Annotated in this window: 14 protein-coding genes; 5 read left to right on the top strand and 9 right to left on the bottom strand. The window is 48.4% G+C overall.

Annotation, left to right across the window (positions count from 1 at the left end; genetic code table 11):
• The first annotated feature begins 218 nt into the window (after window positions 1-218).
• Window positions 219-1,211 carry a radical SAM protein gene (locus GC178_02065; protein ID MBI1286339.1) on the top strand — a complete coding sequence of 331 codons (993 nt, stop codon included), beginning with the start codon at window positions 219-221 and terminating at the stop codon, window positions 1,209-1,211.
• A gap of 63 nt (window positions 1,212-1,274) precedes the next feature.
• Here GC178_02065 and GC178_02060 read toward each other — a convergent pair whose 3' ends face one another.
• Window positions 1,275-3,530 carry an AAA family ATPase gene (locus GC178_02060; GenBank protein MBI1286338.1) on the bottom strand — a complete coding sequence of 752 codons (2,256 nt, stop codon included), beginning with the start codon at window positions 3,528-3,530 and terminating at the stop codon, window positions 1,275-1,277.
• 68 nt (window positions 3,531-3,598) lie between these two features.
• Window positions 3,599-6,394 carry a PKD domain-containing protein gene (locus GC178_02055; protein ID MBI1286337.1) on the bottom strand — a complete coding sequence of 932 codons (2,796 nt, stop codon included), beginning with the start codon at window positions 6,392-6,394 and terminating at the stop codon, window positions 3,599-3,601.
• Window positions 6,395-6,528: 134 nt separating this feature from the next.
• Between GC178_02055 and GC178_02050 the strand changes: the two genes are divergently transcribed.
• Window positions 6,529-7,791, top strand: a complete 1,263-nt coding sequence (locus GC178_02050) for a DNA/RNA non-specific endonuclease (GenBank protein ID MBI1286336.1) — start codon at window positions 6,529-6,531, stop codon at window positions 7,789-7,791.
• Window positions 7,792-7,796: 5 nt separating this feature from the next.
• Here GC178_02050 and GC178_02045 read toward each other — a convergent pair whose 3' ends face one another.
• Together GC178_02045 and GC178_02040 are read right to left on the bottom strand one after the other, a co-directional pair.
• Window positions 7,797-8,102 (bottom strand): type II toxin-antitoxin system RelE/ParE family toxin, encoded by a 306-nt coding sequence (locus GC178_02045; GenBank protein MBI1286335.1) that lies wholly within the window; start codon window positions 8,100-8,102, stop codon window positions 7,797-7,799.
• Complete coding sequence (locus tag GC178_02040; protein MBI1286334.1) at window positions 8,086-8,307, bottom strand: hypothetical protein; 222 nt, start codon at window positions 8,305-8,307, stop codon at window positions 8,086-8,088. Before GC178_02040 ends, GC178_02045 begins: the two co-directional genes overlap by 17 nt.
• 132 nt (window positions 8,308-8,439) lie before the next feature.
• On the opposite strand from GC178_02040, the gene GC178_02035 reads away from it, so the two are divergent.
• Window positions 8,440-9,111, top strand: a complete 672-nt coding sequence (locus GC178_02035; protein MBI1286333.1) for a DNA alkylation repair protein — start codon at window positions 8,440-8,442, stop codon at window positions 9,109-9,111.
• A gap of 38 nt (window positions 9,112-9,149) precedes the next feature.
• Entirely contained in the window at window positions 9,150-9,344 is a 195-nt protein-coding gene (locus tag GC178_02030; protein MBI1286332.1) for a hypothetical protein, read from the top strand.
• A gap of 2 nt (window positions 9,345-9,346) precedes the next feature.
• On the opposite strand, the gene GC178_02025 is transcribed toward GC178_02030, so the two are convergent.
• From GC178_02025 to GC178_02005, 5 genes are read right to left on the bottom strand one after another with little or no spacing between them, the layout of a single operon-like run.
• On the bottom strand, window positions 9,347-9,679 hold the full coding sequence (locus GC178_02025) for a hypothetical protein (GenBank protein ID MBI1286331.1): 333 nt from the start codon (window positions 9,677-9,679) through the stop codon (window positions 9,347-9,349).
• 9 nt (window positions 9,680-9,688) lie between these two features.
• Entirely contained in the window at window positions 9,689-10,090 is a 402-nt protein-coding gene (locus GC178_02020; GenBank protein MBI1286330.1) for a hypothetical protein, read from the bottom strand.
• On the bottom strand, window positions 10,074-10,850 hold the full coding sequence (locus tag GC178_02015; GenBank protein MBI1286329.1) for a methyltransferase: 777 nt from the start codon (window positions 10,848-10,850) through the stop codon (window positions 10,074-10,076). Before GC178_02015 ends, GC178_02020 begins: the two co-directional genes overlap by 17 nt.
• On the bottom strand, window positions 10,838-11,578 hold the full coding sequence (locus tag GC178_02010) for a hypothetical protein (GenBank protein ID MBI1286328.1): 741 nt from the start codon (window positions 11,576-11,578) through the stop codon (window positions 10,838-10,840). Before GC178_02010 ends, GC178_02015 begins: the two co-directional genes overlap by 13 nt.
• Window positions 11,571-11,960 carry a hypothetical protein gene (locus GC178_02005; GenBank protein ID MBI1286327.1) on the bottom strand — a complete coding sequence of 130 codons (390 nt, stop codon included), beginning with the start codon at window positions 11,958-11,960 and terminating at the stop codon, window positions 11,571-11,573. Before GC178_02005 ends, GC178_02010 begins: the two co-directional genes overlap by 8 nt.
• A gap of 115 nt (window positions 11,961-12,075) precedes the next feature.
• On the opposite strand from GC178_02005, the gene GC178_02000 reads away from it, so the two are divergent.
• The gene (locus GC178_02000; protein MBI1286326.1) at window positions 12,076-14,208 is read left to right on the top strand and encodes a CocE/NonD family hydrolase; all 2,133 of its coding nucleotides are present in this window, start codon (window positions 12,076-12,078) and stop codon (window positions 14,206-14,208) included.
• The last annotated feature ends 9 nt before the right edge of the window (window positions 14,209-14,217 follow it).

The raw sequence follows: 14,217 nt of genomic DNA, 5'->3' as shown, positions 1-14,217 counted from the left end.
CTTTGACCTGTTCATACTCCTTTATCAGAAAACGGAACTTCTCCAGGTAGTTCCGTTGAAGGGTCATGTCATTGGTGTTTATTCGCATAACAGAAACCTAAAGTTTTGTTACCGAATTAGTTGACTTTTACAGCAATGACGCGCGTAAATCGCGCTACCACCTTTCTATCTTTGCACCCTTGGAACTCAACGGAAGCATTAGAGACGGGCTCAATTTCATGCGGAAGGTCACTTTCCGCAGAGCAGGAAATGCGCTGAAAGTGCTGTTCAGTTTCTACTACACCAAGTGGACGGGAAAGCCCACGCAATGGGGCGTTCCGATCAGTATTTCGTTCGAGCCGACCACCAGTTGCAATCTGCGTTGCCCCGAATGTCCCAGTGGTCTGCGGCAGTTCACTCGGCCAACGGGAATGCTCAGCAACGATTTCTTTCGCAAGACGGTGGAGCAGTTGAAAGATGACCTGTTGTACCTCATTTTCTATTTCCAAGGTGAGCCATACCTCAATCCAGAGTTCTTGGACATGGTAAAGTATGCTTCGGAACGTGGCATTTACACGGCCACAAGCACCAATGCGCATTACCTGAAAGATGAGAATGCCAAGCGAACGGTGGAAAGCGGCCTCGACCGATTGATTGTTTCCATTGACGGCACCACGCAGGAAACATATCAGAATTACCGCGTGGGCGGCAACTTGGAAAAGGTGATCGAGGGCACGAAGAATGTGGTGAAATGGAAGAAGGAACTGGGCTCAAAAACGCCTCATGTCATCTTCCAATTCTTGGTGGTGAAACCGAATGAGCATCAAATTGAAGATGTGAAAAAGCTTGGTGCGGAGGTCGGTGTGGACGAGGTGCGTTTTAAAACCGCACAGGTGTACGATTACGAGAACGACCCGAACAATCTCATTCCAGATAACGAGAAATACAGCCGCTATAAGAAGACGAAAGATGGGCACACCACCATCAAAAATCCGCTCTTAAATCATTGCTGGAAACTCTGGCATTCGTGTGTGCTTACATGGGACGGGTCAGTAGTTCCATGCTGCTTTGATAAGGATGCCACACACCAATTGGGCAGCTTGAAAACCAACACGTTCGATGAGATCTGGCAGGGTGAGCAGTACCAGCAGTTCCGCGCTTCCATCCTGCGCAGCAGAAGCGAGATCGACATCTGCGCCAATTGCACGGAGGGTACAAAGGTTTGGGCGTAGAGACGCGATTTATCGCGTCTATGCACTAAGGTCGCCATCACTAACACATGATGAATCGCGTCTCTACGATCTGTTCAAATGCGCCTGCACCATCCGAATCTGTCCGTAGGAATATTGCCCGTTCAGTTTGCCGTAGATCTCTCCTGAAGCCGCTTCGGAATTATCTTTCAAAACCTGTTCAATGGTCTCACGGTCGTCCTCACCCATGAACGTGTCGATGTCAACTTCTCCCGCCTCTATTCCTTTGGCGATATGTCCTTCAATGGTGCTTGGCACCAGTCCGCGTTTTTCCGCAATTTCCGTAATGCTCAAACCGTCCTTGGCAAGTTCGTAGGTTACTTTATAGGTCGCTCCTTTCTCTGGCGCAGCACCTTTTTCTTTTTTCCCTTTTCTCGTTTTTCCAGACTTCCGTGAGGTGTTCTTCGGATTCTTTTCCGCTTCCTTTTCGGCATCCGTTGCCAACTTCCTGCGCAGCAGATTCCGCTCCGTATCGCGTTCCAGATTCTTCTTTATCTCCTTACCCTGAATGATGGCTTCGGCCACATCGCGCGCCTTGTCCATCTGCTCCCAGTTCTTCATCAGGATCAGGTCAATTTCATCCAGCGCATCGCGGTAGGTTTTTGTCTTGGAAAACTGCTTCACGTCTTCGATGTGCTTTAGCAGAATGCGGAGGTTCTTCTCCACAAAATCGATGTAATACTTGCTACCTTTTGCAATGCGGTCGAGTAGGCGTTTGTGGTCGTTCTCCTGCAAACAGAAACGCAGTTGCTGAACAAACTTCTGCGTGTTGGCCATTTCCGTTTTCATGTTTGAAGAAATGACATCCAACGCTGAGCGCATTTCTGCATCTTCAAACTGCCCGACCGTTTCGTGCTTTTTGAGGATGGCTTCGATGGCGCGGATTACATCCGAAAAATCGAACGTGGCCGAGAGCATGCGGTTGAGGTACTGCGATTGATCCTGTTTCAGCACGACATCCAGCGGCTGCTGACGGTCTTTCGTGTGAGAGAATTCAACCACCTGTTCATCGGTGCTCACCACGCTCGGGTCGATTCTCGTTCTAAAGATCAATCCATCCAAGGAGGTCAATCGCGAAAGCGCCACATAAACCTGCCCAGGCGCAAACGCCTGTCCGACATCGATCACGGCTTTTTGAAACGTCAAACCTTGGCTTTTATGAACCGTGATTGCCCAAGCCAACTTTATCGGGTACTGGCGGAACTCACCGATCACTTCCTCTTCAAGATCTTTCACTGTTTCATTTACGGTGTACCGCTTGTTCTCCCACGTTTCACGCTTCAGTTTGTATGGCTCGGTTTCGCCATCCATCATCACCTCAATATCACCATTGTTAATGGATGAGACCGTGGCCAACTTGCCGTTGTAGTACGCGCCACCTTCCGAATCGTTCTTCACAAACATGATGCGCGCACCTTCTTTCAACTCCAAACTCTCCATTACGGGGAAGATGTTCTCTGGGAAATCGCCCTTCACTTCTGCCTCGAAATAGTGGGTTTCGCCTTTCAGGTTGTCCAACGCTTCGCGATTGATCGCATCGGCCTTGTGGTTATGCGTGGTGATGGTGATCACATCCTTTGGCACATCGCGCTGCTCGCGATAATGCTCGTTCAGTTTCTGAATGTCGGATGCCGTCACCACATTATTTCTGAGGTTATTCAGAACGCTGATGAACGTATCGTCCTGCTGGCGGAAGATTTTGTCGAGTTCCACATACACGAAACCACTTTCCTGCAATGAACGGGCACTGAAAAAGTGTTGACTCTCATAATACTCGCGCATTTTACTCCATTCGTGATCTTTCACAATGGGTGGCAGCTGGTACATGTCGCCTATCATCAGCAATTGCACGCCCCCGAACGGCTCGCTGTAATTCCGTTTCACGAAGCGCATGCGCGCATCAATGGCATCCAACAGGTCTGCACGTAGCATGCTTACTTCGTCAATGATCAATAGGTCGATGTTTCTCAGAACATCCCTTCGTTTGGCATTTAGCGGATGCCTGCGGACGAGTGTTTGTTGCGTGTAGAAATTGGCGCCTCCGGGCAATTCCATCGGCAGATTTCTATCTGGAAGAAATGTTCCGAAAGGCAATAGGAACTGAGAGTGGACGGTAACTCCGTTTGCATTCAAAGCAGCAATGCCGGTTGGGGCAAGAATAACATGACGTTTGTGTGTGGATGCCGCCAGTTGGCGCAGAAAAGTGGTCTTACCTGTTCCTGCCTTACCGGTAAGAAAAACGTGTCTGTTGGTACTGTTGACGAACTGGGCGGCCAATTGGGCCATTTGGGTCACTTCCATCTTTTCGCTCATGATGCACGAAGTTGAGGAAATGGACCATGTTTTCAAAACCTGTTTGAAGTGATGTATCAACGAATCAACGTCACCGTGCCCAGTTTTTCGAACTCGGAATCATCATAAAACCGAGCTTTGATCTTGTAGGCATAAACGCCCGGTGGTGCTTGTTTACCGGCATAATTACCATCCCAACCGTTAAAGAGCACATCCCGCGAGTTGGTTGCCTGATACACTAATGCCCCCCATCGGTTGTATATCCAGAGTTCAGCGGTTACAATTCCCAGCCCGTAACCTTTGAACACCTTGTTCTCATATCTGCCCTCTGGCATGAATGCATTGGGAAAGTATATGACAGGTTGCAACAGTACTTCGATCCTGATTGAGGCTGTATCCGAACAACCGTGCGGATCGGTTGCTGTGAGGTTTATCGTGTAAAACCCTTCCTGCCCATACTGATGCGTTGGGTTGGAAAGTGTGCTCGTCTCGCTGTCACCGAAATCCCAAACGAAGTTGGTTCCGCCTGTTCCCGTGTAGGTGAACTGTGCATCGGTTCGGGTGGTAATGATGTCGGGCTGAATGCTGAAATCGGTAGTTGGTGGAGCGAAAACGCTTACCGTTTGGGTCACCGTGTCATCTTCGCATCCTCCGAGAAAATAGACGGTCACATTATAGTCTCCTGCAGCTGCATAAACATGTGTCGGGTTTTCCAAGGTGGAAGTGGTTCCATCGCCAAAATCCCAATACCAACTTGTGGCATTGGCATTTGATTGACTTTGGAAATCGGACTCTTCGCCCAAACAGACGCCATCTGCCTGAAATTCAGATGTCGGAGGCAGTTGCATCAGGTCAACGGATACCGAATCGGTGCATCCGATACTGTCAGTCACGTTTACTGTGTAGGTGCCTTCCGCAAGACCAGTTTCGATATTGCTCGTGTTGGAGGATGAGGACCATGTATATGTAAAAGGAGAAATTCCATTTGTCACGCTTGCCGTGATCTCACCATCGCTCATTCCGCAGGTCGGTTGTGAGACGGTTGTGGACAATTGCGGGGGCGGTACGCTATCGATCTTCACATTGATGATCTGAACGCATCCGTTCGCATCAGTAATGGTGGTATAATAGTCGCCTTGTATCAGGTTTGTTGCCGTAGCGGTCAACTGTGGTGGCACAGTATTCCAGGAGAACGAATAAGGCGCGGTACCCGAAGTGGCCACGGCCGTAGCCTGTCCAACACCTTGGCCGCAATCAGGAATTCTGTTCTCAATAGTGGCATTGGGCGCAAAATTGTTGGTAAGAATAACGTTGGAGGATGCCGTACAACCGTTCTGGTCGGTTACTGTGATCGTGTAAACGGCAGCAGAAAGGCCGTTGGCAGTTGCGGTAGCTTGAACTGGATTTGTATTCCAAGCGTAAGTAAAACCGCCATTTCCTCCAGATGCATTTACGGTGGCAGAACCGTTGGACATTCCGCAATCTGGATTTACCGATGAAATAGGAATGCTGATGCTCGGTGGTTGAGGAACATTGATGGTCGTTGTCTCTTGGCATCCCGAATTATCGGTAACCGCGACATTTACGTTTCCGCCCGGTAGGTTTGTGGCCGAGTTGCCAGTTTGAATAGGGTTTGTTTGCCATTCTACCGTGTACGGTCCCGAACCGCCAGCAGGCGTTATTTGAGCACTACCATCTGATGCTCCATGACACGAAACTCCTGTGGATGAATAGTTACTCAGGTCTATAGGACTATCGTTCTGTATGTTAACGCCTTTGTATTCCTGACAACCGTTCGAATCAGTGACCCGTACGGTGTACGAGCCTGGTTCCATGCCTGTTGCCACGGCCGTGTTCTGTGTCGGACTTGTGTTCCACCAGTAGGTGTATGGTGGAGTTCCCAACGAACCAACCGCTTCCGCAGAACCATTCGCTTGTCCGCAACTGGAGTGGGTTACGTTGATCACGTTAACATTGGGACCGATCAGATTCACATCAAATGTGAACGTTGTACCGGTTGGGGTTTCGTTGCCGCATTGGTCCAGAAACGTATTGCCATCAGTACCGGAATTGATGGTGATGGTATACGTGCCGGTTGTCATGATCTTGTTTGCAAATCGGACGCGTATTTGGTCAGTGCGCCCCCCGCTGCATCCTACCGGATTTACAGAATTGACCACAACGGCTTCCGGCCCTGTAACCGTTATTTCCGAACCGTTGGAACTGACGCTTGAACAATCAAATCCTTCGGAGAAGAACAGAAAAACCTGAATCGGATTGCATCGGTTTTTCAGGCTTATAGAGTCAGGTAGAGCGGGTTGATCGTCTGCAATGGATGCCGACCCGGAAAAATCAAGCGTATATCCGGTCTGTGAAGCCGTGAAATTGCTCACCAGTAATGCATACTGCTCACCGGATTGAACATTAACAGGGGCATTTTGATTGGACCCGCTACTACCATTGTCATTTCCGTTACCAGATGGTGAGAGCCCGGTAGCCCCTTGGTCTGCAGAATAGTTGCAGCTTACCGGAGTGTTCAATCCTGCCAAGATTCCCGAGCACGAATCGTTCGTCAGGTCGTACAGCGCAAAGTCATAATCGTCATTCGGATTTATCGGGTTGAGCTGAAATTCCAACGTACCGGAAGCAGAAACATTGAAGGTGTACCATACCGAATTGGTCTCGCCATTACCCAGGCAGCTTGTTCCTGGTGCAACCTCCAATACCGATCCAACACCAGAATAACTACTGCTTTGGGAATAACTGTCGGTGCAGACAGTGATGGCATTGAAACAATCCTGCTGCGCAAACGCCAAATTGCCGAACAAGGCAAAAAAGCACATTGGTAGTACGCTGGCGAATGGATATTTCATGGATTCAGGGTGCTTTGAAAACGACCTGAACTGTGGTTGGTTGCTGATTCGGTGCTTGCAAACCACCTAAAACACGTAACGATTTATTTAAAGCATGTTTCGGTTTGCGCATACTGATATTGCGATATTTGGCCATGCGCCAACTGGTATTTTCGCTTCTACTTTGTGTGTCATTCTTCGTTTCAGCGCAGTCGGTCGATGAGAAGATAGCGGCCAAAGAGCAGCGTTTGGAGGAGATCGATCTGGAGAAGAAACAGATCCTGACGGACCTTGAAGAACTCCGTTTAGCGTGGATTCGTGAGCAACTGGACGAACTCGGTTATCCGAAGTCTTCAACTCCTTATGAAATTGTGAAGCATTCTGCGCTTACGCTCGGATATGCAGAACAGTTTGAACAGGCGGCTTGGGTGCAGCACGTGGTCATTCCCGAAGTGGAGTTTGCCAACGTTTCGCGCACCAACGATTTCCGCCCAGATTCTCTGGTCAGCACAGGTTCGTCTGTGGAGCAGGACTATTTTCTGAAAGAGATAATGCCCGATGGCGAAATGAAATACGATGGTTTCGGCAACGATCGCGGTCATTTGGCGCCTTCGGCCGATTTCCGCTGGAGCCAGAAAGCACTCAGCGAAAGCTACTTCTACAGCAACATGAGTCCGCAGAAACCAGAGTTCAACCGCGAGCGTTGGGCTGAGTTGGAATCGTGGGTCAGAACGTACGTTATCGATTTCAATGAGCCTGTTTTTGTGGTCACCGGACCGATTCTGAAAGACGGTCTGCCAAAGCAAGGACAGGATTCGGTTGCCATTCCTGCGCAGTTCTACAAAATTGTGCTTGATCTATCGGGAGATGAAAAGAAAGCCATTGCGTTTCTGATGCCGAACGACCATTGCGCCTATCCCGTTTCGGGTTATGTGACCAGCGTGGACGAGATCGAAAAGCTAACTGGTCTTGATTTTTTCAGCTCATTGGATGATGCGGAGGAAGCCAAATTGGAAGCCATGAACTCGATGGATGGATGGATCCATTCAGAGAACAACGAGTTCGGTGAGGTTTCGCCACTCAAACCACCGTTGCCGAAGGGTTATTTCAATACGCTTCAGGCCAAATACAAAGTGGGCGAGAAGACCAACATTTGCGGAACAGTGGTGGCTACCAAAAAGAGCCGCAAAGAGGCCATTTACCTCAATTTCGACCAGAAATATCCGCGCAACGTGTTCTACGCCACCATCTGGAAAGACAATCAGAACAACTTCAGCTATGATCCCGAAAAGGAATTCCTCGGCAAGCAGATCTGCGTGTTCGGTAAGGTGGAATATTACGGTGATCAGGCGCGCATCAGCGTGAATCGCGAAGAGCAGGTGACGTATTGGGAAGACGTGATCGGGGAAGACGAATGAAGGAATTACAAGCGTTTTTTCTTCGGGTCTTGACGATTGTCAAAGAATGAGAGAACGGTGACCCGCTTTGTGCGTTCATCAACGTGGAAGAAAATGGAATTCAGTTTTTTGACAACCGCGCGTTTCACACTTGGCACGCCAGTTTCTTGGAAAAGCTCGGGGTTGATGCGAATGAGTTGAATCGTACGCTCAATCTCTTTTGAAAGTGAACGGATCTCTTTCTCTGTCCAAAACTCATTAAGGTATTCGTAGGTCTTCTGAAGGTTTTGGTCGGCTCTTTTTGACCAAACTACCTCATAACCACTTTTCATAGGTCTTTCTTGCCTCTGCGTGTGGTATTACATCTCCGTTTTGCAGATCCTCCAAGCCTTCGTCAACGGCCTGTTTCTCGGCTTCACTCAGCTCATAGGTGGTGGCATCACGGAAATCCAAAAGCTTTTTGAGCAAGCGCGCATCTTCGATGGTGGTGAGCCATTGAATCAGTTCGATCTTGGTGTTCTGCACGTTCAAAGCCATAAGTCAAATTTACGTATTTCCACTTGAGATATTGTATTGAACTTGCCATCGGTGTCAAAGACAGGTTTGTTTGGAATCGGTTTACGACAGAACGATAATTTTGAACGGTCACAAACCAACCGACCTGGATATATGCTACCATATCTACGACCAATTGAAGCACTTTTTTCGGCCAACGCCAACGCGGAGAATGCCAAGGCGATGAAGGCTTACATGAAAGACAGGTTCGAATATTACGGCATCAAATCGCCCGAAAGGCGAGAGCTGCAAAAGCAGTTTCTGGCGGAACATGGTCTGCCGCAACCGTTCGATCCAGCGGTTTTCAGCGCACTCTGGAAAGCCGATAGACGCGAATTTCAGATGTTCGGTCTGGATCTGTTGCGAAAACAGGCGAAGAAGGTTCAGGAAAACGATTTATCACTCATCGAGGAACTCATCATCACCAAAAGTTGGTGGGACACGGTAGATGGACTTTCCTCTTGGGTGTGCGGTCCTTACTTCCAGAAATTTCCTGAGAAGATGCGACCTGTGACCGATGCTTGGGCCATTTCTGAGAACTTATGGCTGCGCAGGGCAAGCATCATCTTTCAGCTGGGTTACAAGGAGAAAACAGATGTGAAGGTGCTGACCGACCATATTGAGAAGAATCTCGGCTCCAAGGAGTTCTTCATCAACAAGGCCATAGGTTGGGCGCTTCGGACGTATAGCGGCACAGACCCTGAATTCGTGAGCGATCATGTGGAGAAGAATCGGTTGAAGATGCATCCGCTCAGTATTCGGGAAGCCACAAGAAACCTGCCTTGAACTTTGGAATCAACCTGTGGGTTTTATAACTTGAAGGCATGTCAAAAACACAACTCATACAAGAGATAACGGATCTGACCATGAGGTTGAGAACGACCCATCCTGAGGTGTACAAGCAGTTGGACGAGAATCCGATCACGTTAAAAATGGCAAACGGCCATGGTGCAACGGATGACGAGCTGACGGAATATCTGCAAACGCTGAAAGACCTGCTGGCAGAGCACGGTTCGTAGATTCACTTCTTCTTGGCGGCAGCTGCAATTTCGTAGGCTTTTTCTGCCCAGATTCTCAGTTCATTCCTGTCTTCGGCAATTTCTGCGGGAACTTCCCAGTATGGCATAGCGTGCTTCATTTTGGCGTGTGTCAGCGGTTTGGAACCACGGTTTTCATAGTCGTTCCGGGTTTCATCTCCCACACGCAGCATGAACTCGTTTTTGGATGTGATGAGTCCGAACATGATCCCATTGCGGTAAATGCCCACACCTCCGAACATTTTCCGTGTTGTCACTTCTCCGAACTCGGAAAGTTGGTCAACTGCATACTGAATGGTTCGTTCTGATACGGCCACGATTCTGAATCAATTGTTTCCAAGAAATGTGAGGGTGAAAACCGCGGTCACGTAGATCCAAAAAATGGAGAATACGATATGCACAAACGTTTCAAAGCTTTTTCCTTTCCAAACTTTGGGAGAATAACCGAAAAACTGAAACACGAGGCGCACACCCCAAAAAATGCTGAGACCGAGAGATACTGTTCTACCCAATTTGGTGCCTGTCAATTCGTAGCTTGATGTAATGCAGAGAATGCCCATCAAAAGAACCACAAAAGCTATGAAGAAGGAATGCACATACATGAGTTGGCGGTTAATGAGGCTGAGGGGAGCCAACTCTTCTTTCCAGTTGAAATACTTTGGGAAAACCACATGAACAAGTGCCAGCACAACGAACAGCCAGCCGATGATCTTAAGCTGTAACTCCATTTTTTGTTAATATAAAAACGGTAACGAAAGGTGTTAAACTCTTTTCAGATCGGAGCGAAAATCGGGCTTCTGCAAATGTCCTCAACCATGTTTTTCGAGAATGAAAATGAAGAAAACCGAGTGTGTAAGCCAAGAAATTCATGACGTTTCTAACATGTTCCACCACAATGACCTGTCCAGTTGAGCACATTATTCTGTTCAACTCTTGGAAAAATTGCACACGCTCAATGTCATTTCGAATTTCATGGGCAGACATGAAAACCATCGCAAAGTCGGCAGCCTCATCATCCATTGGAATTTCCGCGGTCGAGATGGATTGTGTACCAGAAAATGGATCGGTAACCTTTCGAGCTCTTTTAATGGAAATTTCGGTGTGCTTTACGGGGTCGTAGAAATCGAATACAAGCAGCCGTGCATCAGGAAACCGCTGTTGGAGGAGCTCGCTGGTTTCATCAAATCCAGCATGGATGTTAACGATCGTTTTCGGGGTTTCCTCAAAACCATCCAACCAGTTCAGCGAATAAAGTTCTGACGCATCGTAAACGTAAAACGTAACCAGCAATGAAATTAATGTAGTCAATGAAATTAATGTAGTGGCCGAAATCAATATGGCGAGAACAGTTGCCAAGGATGAAAAACGGCCCAATTGATCAGCTACAGCAAGAAGCAAAATGACCATGCCAAACGAAAGCACGAAAAAGTGCCAGTTGAATCGTACAACCGTCCAAACACCTTGAAATGGTCTTCTCATCCGTTCCATTTCTCCTTTCGCCCCTTTTTCCAAGAATAGGGAATCTCGGTAATGATGAAGGCATTTGCCAATTGCTTTCCGTTCAGCCCCAATCCATCAATGTAACCGAACCGTTGGTTCACCACTTCTATCGGTTTCGGCTTCCAATTTTGCCGAACCCCTTCAATGATCAGGACTTCCTTTTTCCTTTCATCATACGTAAACGTGAACGGAAGCGGGCCAGCAAAACGTCTGGCCTCTTTCCAGTCTTTGAAAGGTGAGTCAGATGGTAGTTCAACATCTTCTTTCGAAATACTTACTTCAAGATGGAACCTTGATTTTTCTGAATGGATTTTCAGGAGATCATCTGCATTCTCAAGTTCTATGTCGGTGGTTGTGTAATTGTAATGTGTGAACAGGTTGCCGAAGAATTCCATTTTCTTCTGGTCTGTTTCTGACCTGATGATGTAAAGGCCGCGTAGATTTTTACCTGCCTGTGTGGTATACCGAACGAAGATTCGGTAGCCGATAAGAAAGAAATCGTTCCCGAAGAATTTAGGGAAACCTTTCGGTCGGAGGTTTCTGGTCTGGACCATCGCAACCGCTACAAACGCCCATTTATCTTCGAATGTGTCCAGTTCCAAGCATTCGGGAATGTGAGGTTGCAGTTGATCCTTTGGAAAAGCAAACGTGAGAACGATGGAGCTATCGAAGTAGGCATCAACTGCAAACGGATGGTCTTTCAGAAAATCAAGCATACCTTTTTGGGTTCAGTTTGAATTCACGGAAGTAAACGAATAGCACAAACATGAATGCGAACAGCGCATTGAATCTGCCCCAAAGCAACAGGTCGGGTACGAGCATGAATTCAAGGATATTCATCGTTAGAACGATTGCGATCTGTGCAATTGCATTCAGTTTCGGAGCAATGTTGCTCAAAACCCAAATGCCCATCAGAATCTCCGAAATCCCGATAGCAACCGTGATCGGATGCGCATATTCCATCCCAAGAATCCGCCCCACGATCATCTCATGCCGTGGTACAAGTCCCAAAACTTTGCAGAGGAGTCCGTTCGCAAACCAAACCAATGCAATGAGTACTCCCGTGAGCCTGTAAAACCGATGATCGTTCAAAGACATCCGTCCGAAAGTTAGTGAACGATGCTTTGTGAATTCCCAATCGTAAAAGTTAATGCAACAATAGACCCCGCTTCTGCAAACGCAACAGGTATCTTTGCGGCCTCAATCCCCAAGTATGTTCAGAACAACCCTTTTCTCGTTTTTCCTTTTCTCGTTTTTCTTCGCGAACGCGCAATACAAAGACCCGAAAGGTTACAAGCCCAGCGATGTGAACCAGGAAGTGCCGATCAAATATGATTGGGAACGGAACGCCACATTCAAGAAATACAAGCGCGAGAGTTATTACCTGGTGATGCGCGACAGCGTGAAGATTGCCATCGATGTTTACATCCCGAAGGCGAAAAAGGGGCATCACGGTAAGTTTCCCACCATCTTGCACCAATGGCGCTACTGGCGCGATTTTGATCTGAAATGGCCGTACAGTTGGTTGAGCAAACCACCGAACGGTCCGCTGGGAAAGTTTTTCAAGCAGATCATAGCAAACGGCTATGTGTTGGTGAGTGTCGATTCGCGCGGTTCGGGAGCTTCCACAGGTTCGCGGGCGTATCCGTGGACGCAGGAAGAGCGTGATGACATGACCGAGATCATCGACCACATCATTGCACAACCTTGGAGCGATGGCAAAGTGGGCGTGGCGGGCGTTTCGTACAGCGGAACCACCTCTGAGTTTGCCGCCATTCAGCAGCACCCTGCCGTAAAGGCCGTGGTGAACATGTATTCGCTTTTCGATGTCTATCCAGACAATGCTTTTCCCGGTGGGATCCACAACATCGGTTTTACGGAAGTTTGGGGCGAGGCCAACGAAGCGTTGGACCGAAACGAACTACCGCCAAAAGCAGGGAAGGCCAAGAAGTTTGTAAAAGGCGTTTCGGTTCCCAAGAAATACTTTGATGGAAGAAGTGCCAAAGGGGTTGTTGAGCAGGCGCAGGAAGACCACAAGAACAATGCAAATGTGAACGATGGCGCGTTGACCATCACCTATCGTGACGATAAGGCGAAGAGCAAGGCCGCGGTTTCCTCAGAAGTGTTCAGTCCGCACAATTACTGGAAGAAGGAAGATGCAAGCGGAGCGGCCATTTACAGTTGGAGCGGTTGGTTCGATGGTTCGTACAATAACGCGGCAACGAAACGCTACATGACGCTCACCAATCCAGAGAATAAACTCATCCTCGGCCCGTGGGAACATGGCGGCAAATTCAACTGTGGCCACACCAATCCGGGGCATTCCGGTTTCGATCACTTGGGTGAAATTCTGAAATTCTTCGACCATCACCTGAAAGGTTGGGACACGGGTCTGAAGAAGGACAAACCAGTAAATTACTTCACGATGGTGGAGGAAAAGTGGAAGTCGGCCGATACGTGGCCACCAAAGAACACGGAATATCGTTCGGTTTATTTGGATAAAGGAAATACGCTGACGTGGCGAAATGACTTTTCGGACCATGAGGCCAAGAAGGCAGAGTTGAAACTCTGGGGCGACTCGCTCAACCACCTGAAAAGTACAGGGCTGAACGAGATCTTAGAGAAACTGGAAGGTGAAGGAACGGTTTCTGAAGAAGATGAAAAACGGCTCGCTGCGTATCGCGAAGTGGAGAGAAAGTATGACCAAGCGTTGCAGAAACTCAACGAAGAGGCTCCGAAGGTGAAAGCGTGGCGACAGACGGAAGGTGGAGCGGATCAATACCAGGTTGATTCGACCACCACAATGGGACGGTTTGTGAAATTCCGTTCGGTATCCGGACAGTTGCACACTCCGCACACTTATCCGAATAGAACCGAAGCTGATACGCTGCTTTTGGTTTACGATTCAGAACCACTGGAAGCAGACATGGAAGTAACCGGCCATGCGTTGGTTGACATTTTTGTGAGTTCAAATACAAACGATGCGCAGGTTTTCGTTTACCTCGAAGACGTGGATGAGAATGGACACGTGGAATACGTTACCGAAGGCGAACTGCGCGCGCTGCATCGTAAGGTCAGCCCAGAGAAAGCACCATACAAACAGGTGGGGCCGTATCATTCCTTCCTACGGGAAGACGGCCAACCGCTGAAACCAGGCGAAGTGGCAGAAATGAAATTCAGCATGCTGCCGATCTCGTATCTGTTCAAAAAAGGTCATCGTGTAAGAATTGCCATCGCTGGTGCTGATGCCGACCAGTTCCGCAACATGACCAACGATGAGCCACAGTACACGTTCTACCGCTCGTTCAAGTATCCGAGCAGGGTGGAGTTGCCTGTGGTTAGGTAGATTGATTAT

The organism is Flavobacteriales bacterium, assembly GCA_016124845.1.
GTDB lineage: Bacteria > Bacteroidota > Bacteroidia > UBA10329 > UBA10329 > UBA10329.
The sequence above is the reverse complement of the archived record's forward strand: the minus strand, read 5'-3'. Positions and strand labels throughout refer to the sequence as shown.

Coding starts and splice junctions, on each gene's coding strand:
- GC178_02065 (MBI1286339.1), top strand. CDS start 219: ATGCGGAAGGTCACTTTCCGCAGAGCAGGAAATGCGCTGAAAGTGCTG.
- GC178_02060 (MBI1286338.1), bottom strand. CDS start 3,530: ATGGAAGTGACCCAAATGGCCCAATTGGCCGCCCAGTTCGTCAACAGT.
- GC178_02055 (MBI1286337.1), bottom strand. CDS start 6,394: ATGAAATATCCATTCGCCAGCGTACTACCAATGTGCTTTTTTGCCTTG.
- GC178_02050 (MBI1286336.1), top strand. CDS start 6,529: ATGCGCCAACTGGTATTTTCGCTTCTACTTTGTGTGTCATTCTTCGTT.
- GC178_02045 (MBI1286335.1), bottom strand. CDS start 8,102: ATGAAAAGTGGTTATGAGGTAGTTTGGTCAAAAAGAGCCGACCAAAAC.
- GC178_02040 (MBI1286334.1), bottom strand. CDS start 8,307: ATGGCTTTGAACGTGCAGAACACCAAGATCGAACTGATTCAATGGCTC.
- GC178_02035 (MBI1286333.1), top strand. CDS start 8,440: ATGCTACCATATCTACGACCAATTGAAGCACTTTTTTCGGCCAACGCC.
- GC178_02030 (MBI1286332.1), top strand. CDS start 9,150: ATGTCAAAAACACAACTCATACAAGAGATAACGGATCTGACCATGAGG.
- GC178_02020 (MBI1286330.1), bottom strand. CDS start 10,090: ATGGAGTTACAGCTTAAGATCATCGGCTGGCTGTTCGTTGTGCTGGCA.
- GC178_02015 (MBI1286329.1), bottom strand. CDS start 10,850: ATGGAACGGATGAGAAGACCATTTCAAGGTGTTTGGACGGTTGTACGA.
- GC178_02010 (MBI1286328.1), bottom strand. CDS start 11,578: ATGCTTGATTTTCTGAAAGACCATCCGTTTGCAGTTGATGCCTACTTC.
- GC178_02005 (MBI1286327.1), bottom strand. CDS start 11,960: ATGTCTTTGAACGATCATCGGTTTTACAGGCTCACGGGAGTACTCATT.
- GC178_02000 (MBI1286326.1), top strand. CDS start 12,076: ATGTTCAGAACAACCCTTTTCTCGTTTTTCCTTTTCTCGTTTTTCTTC.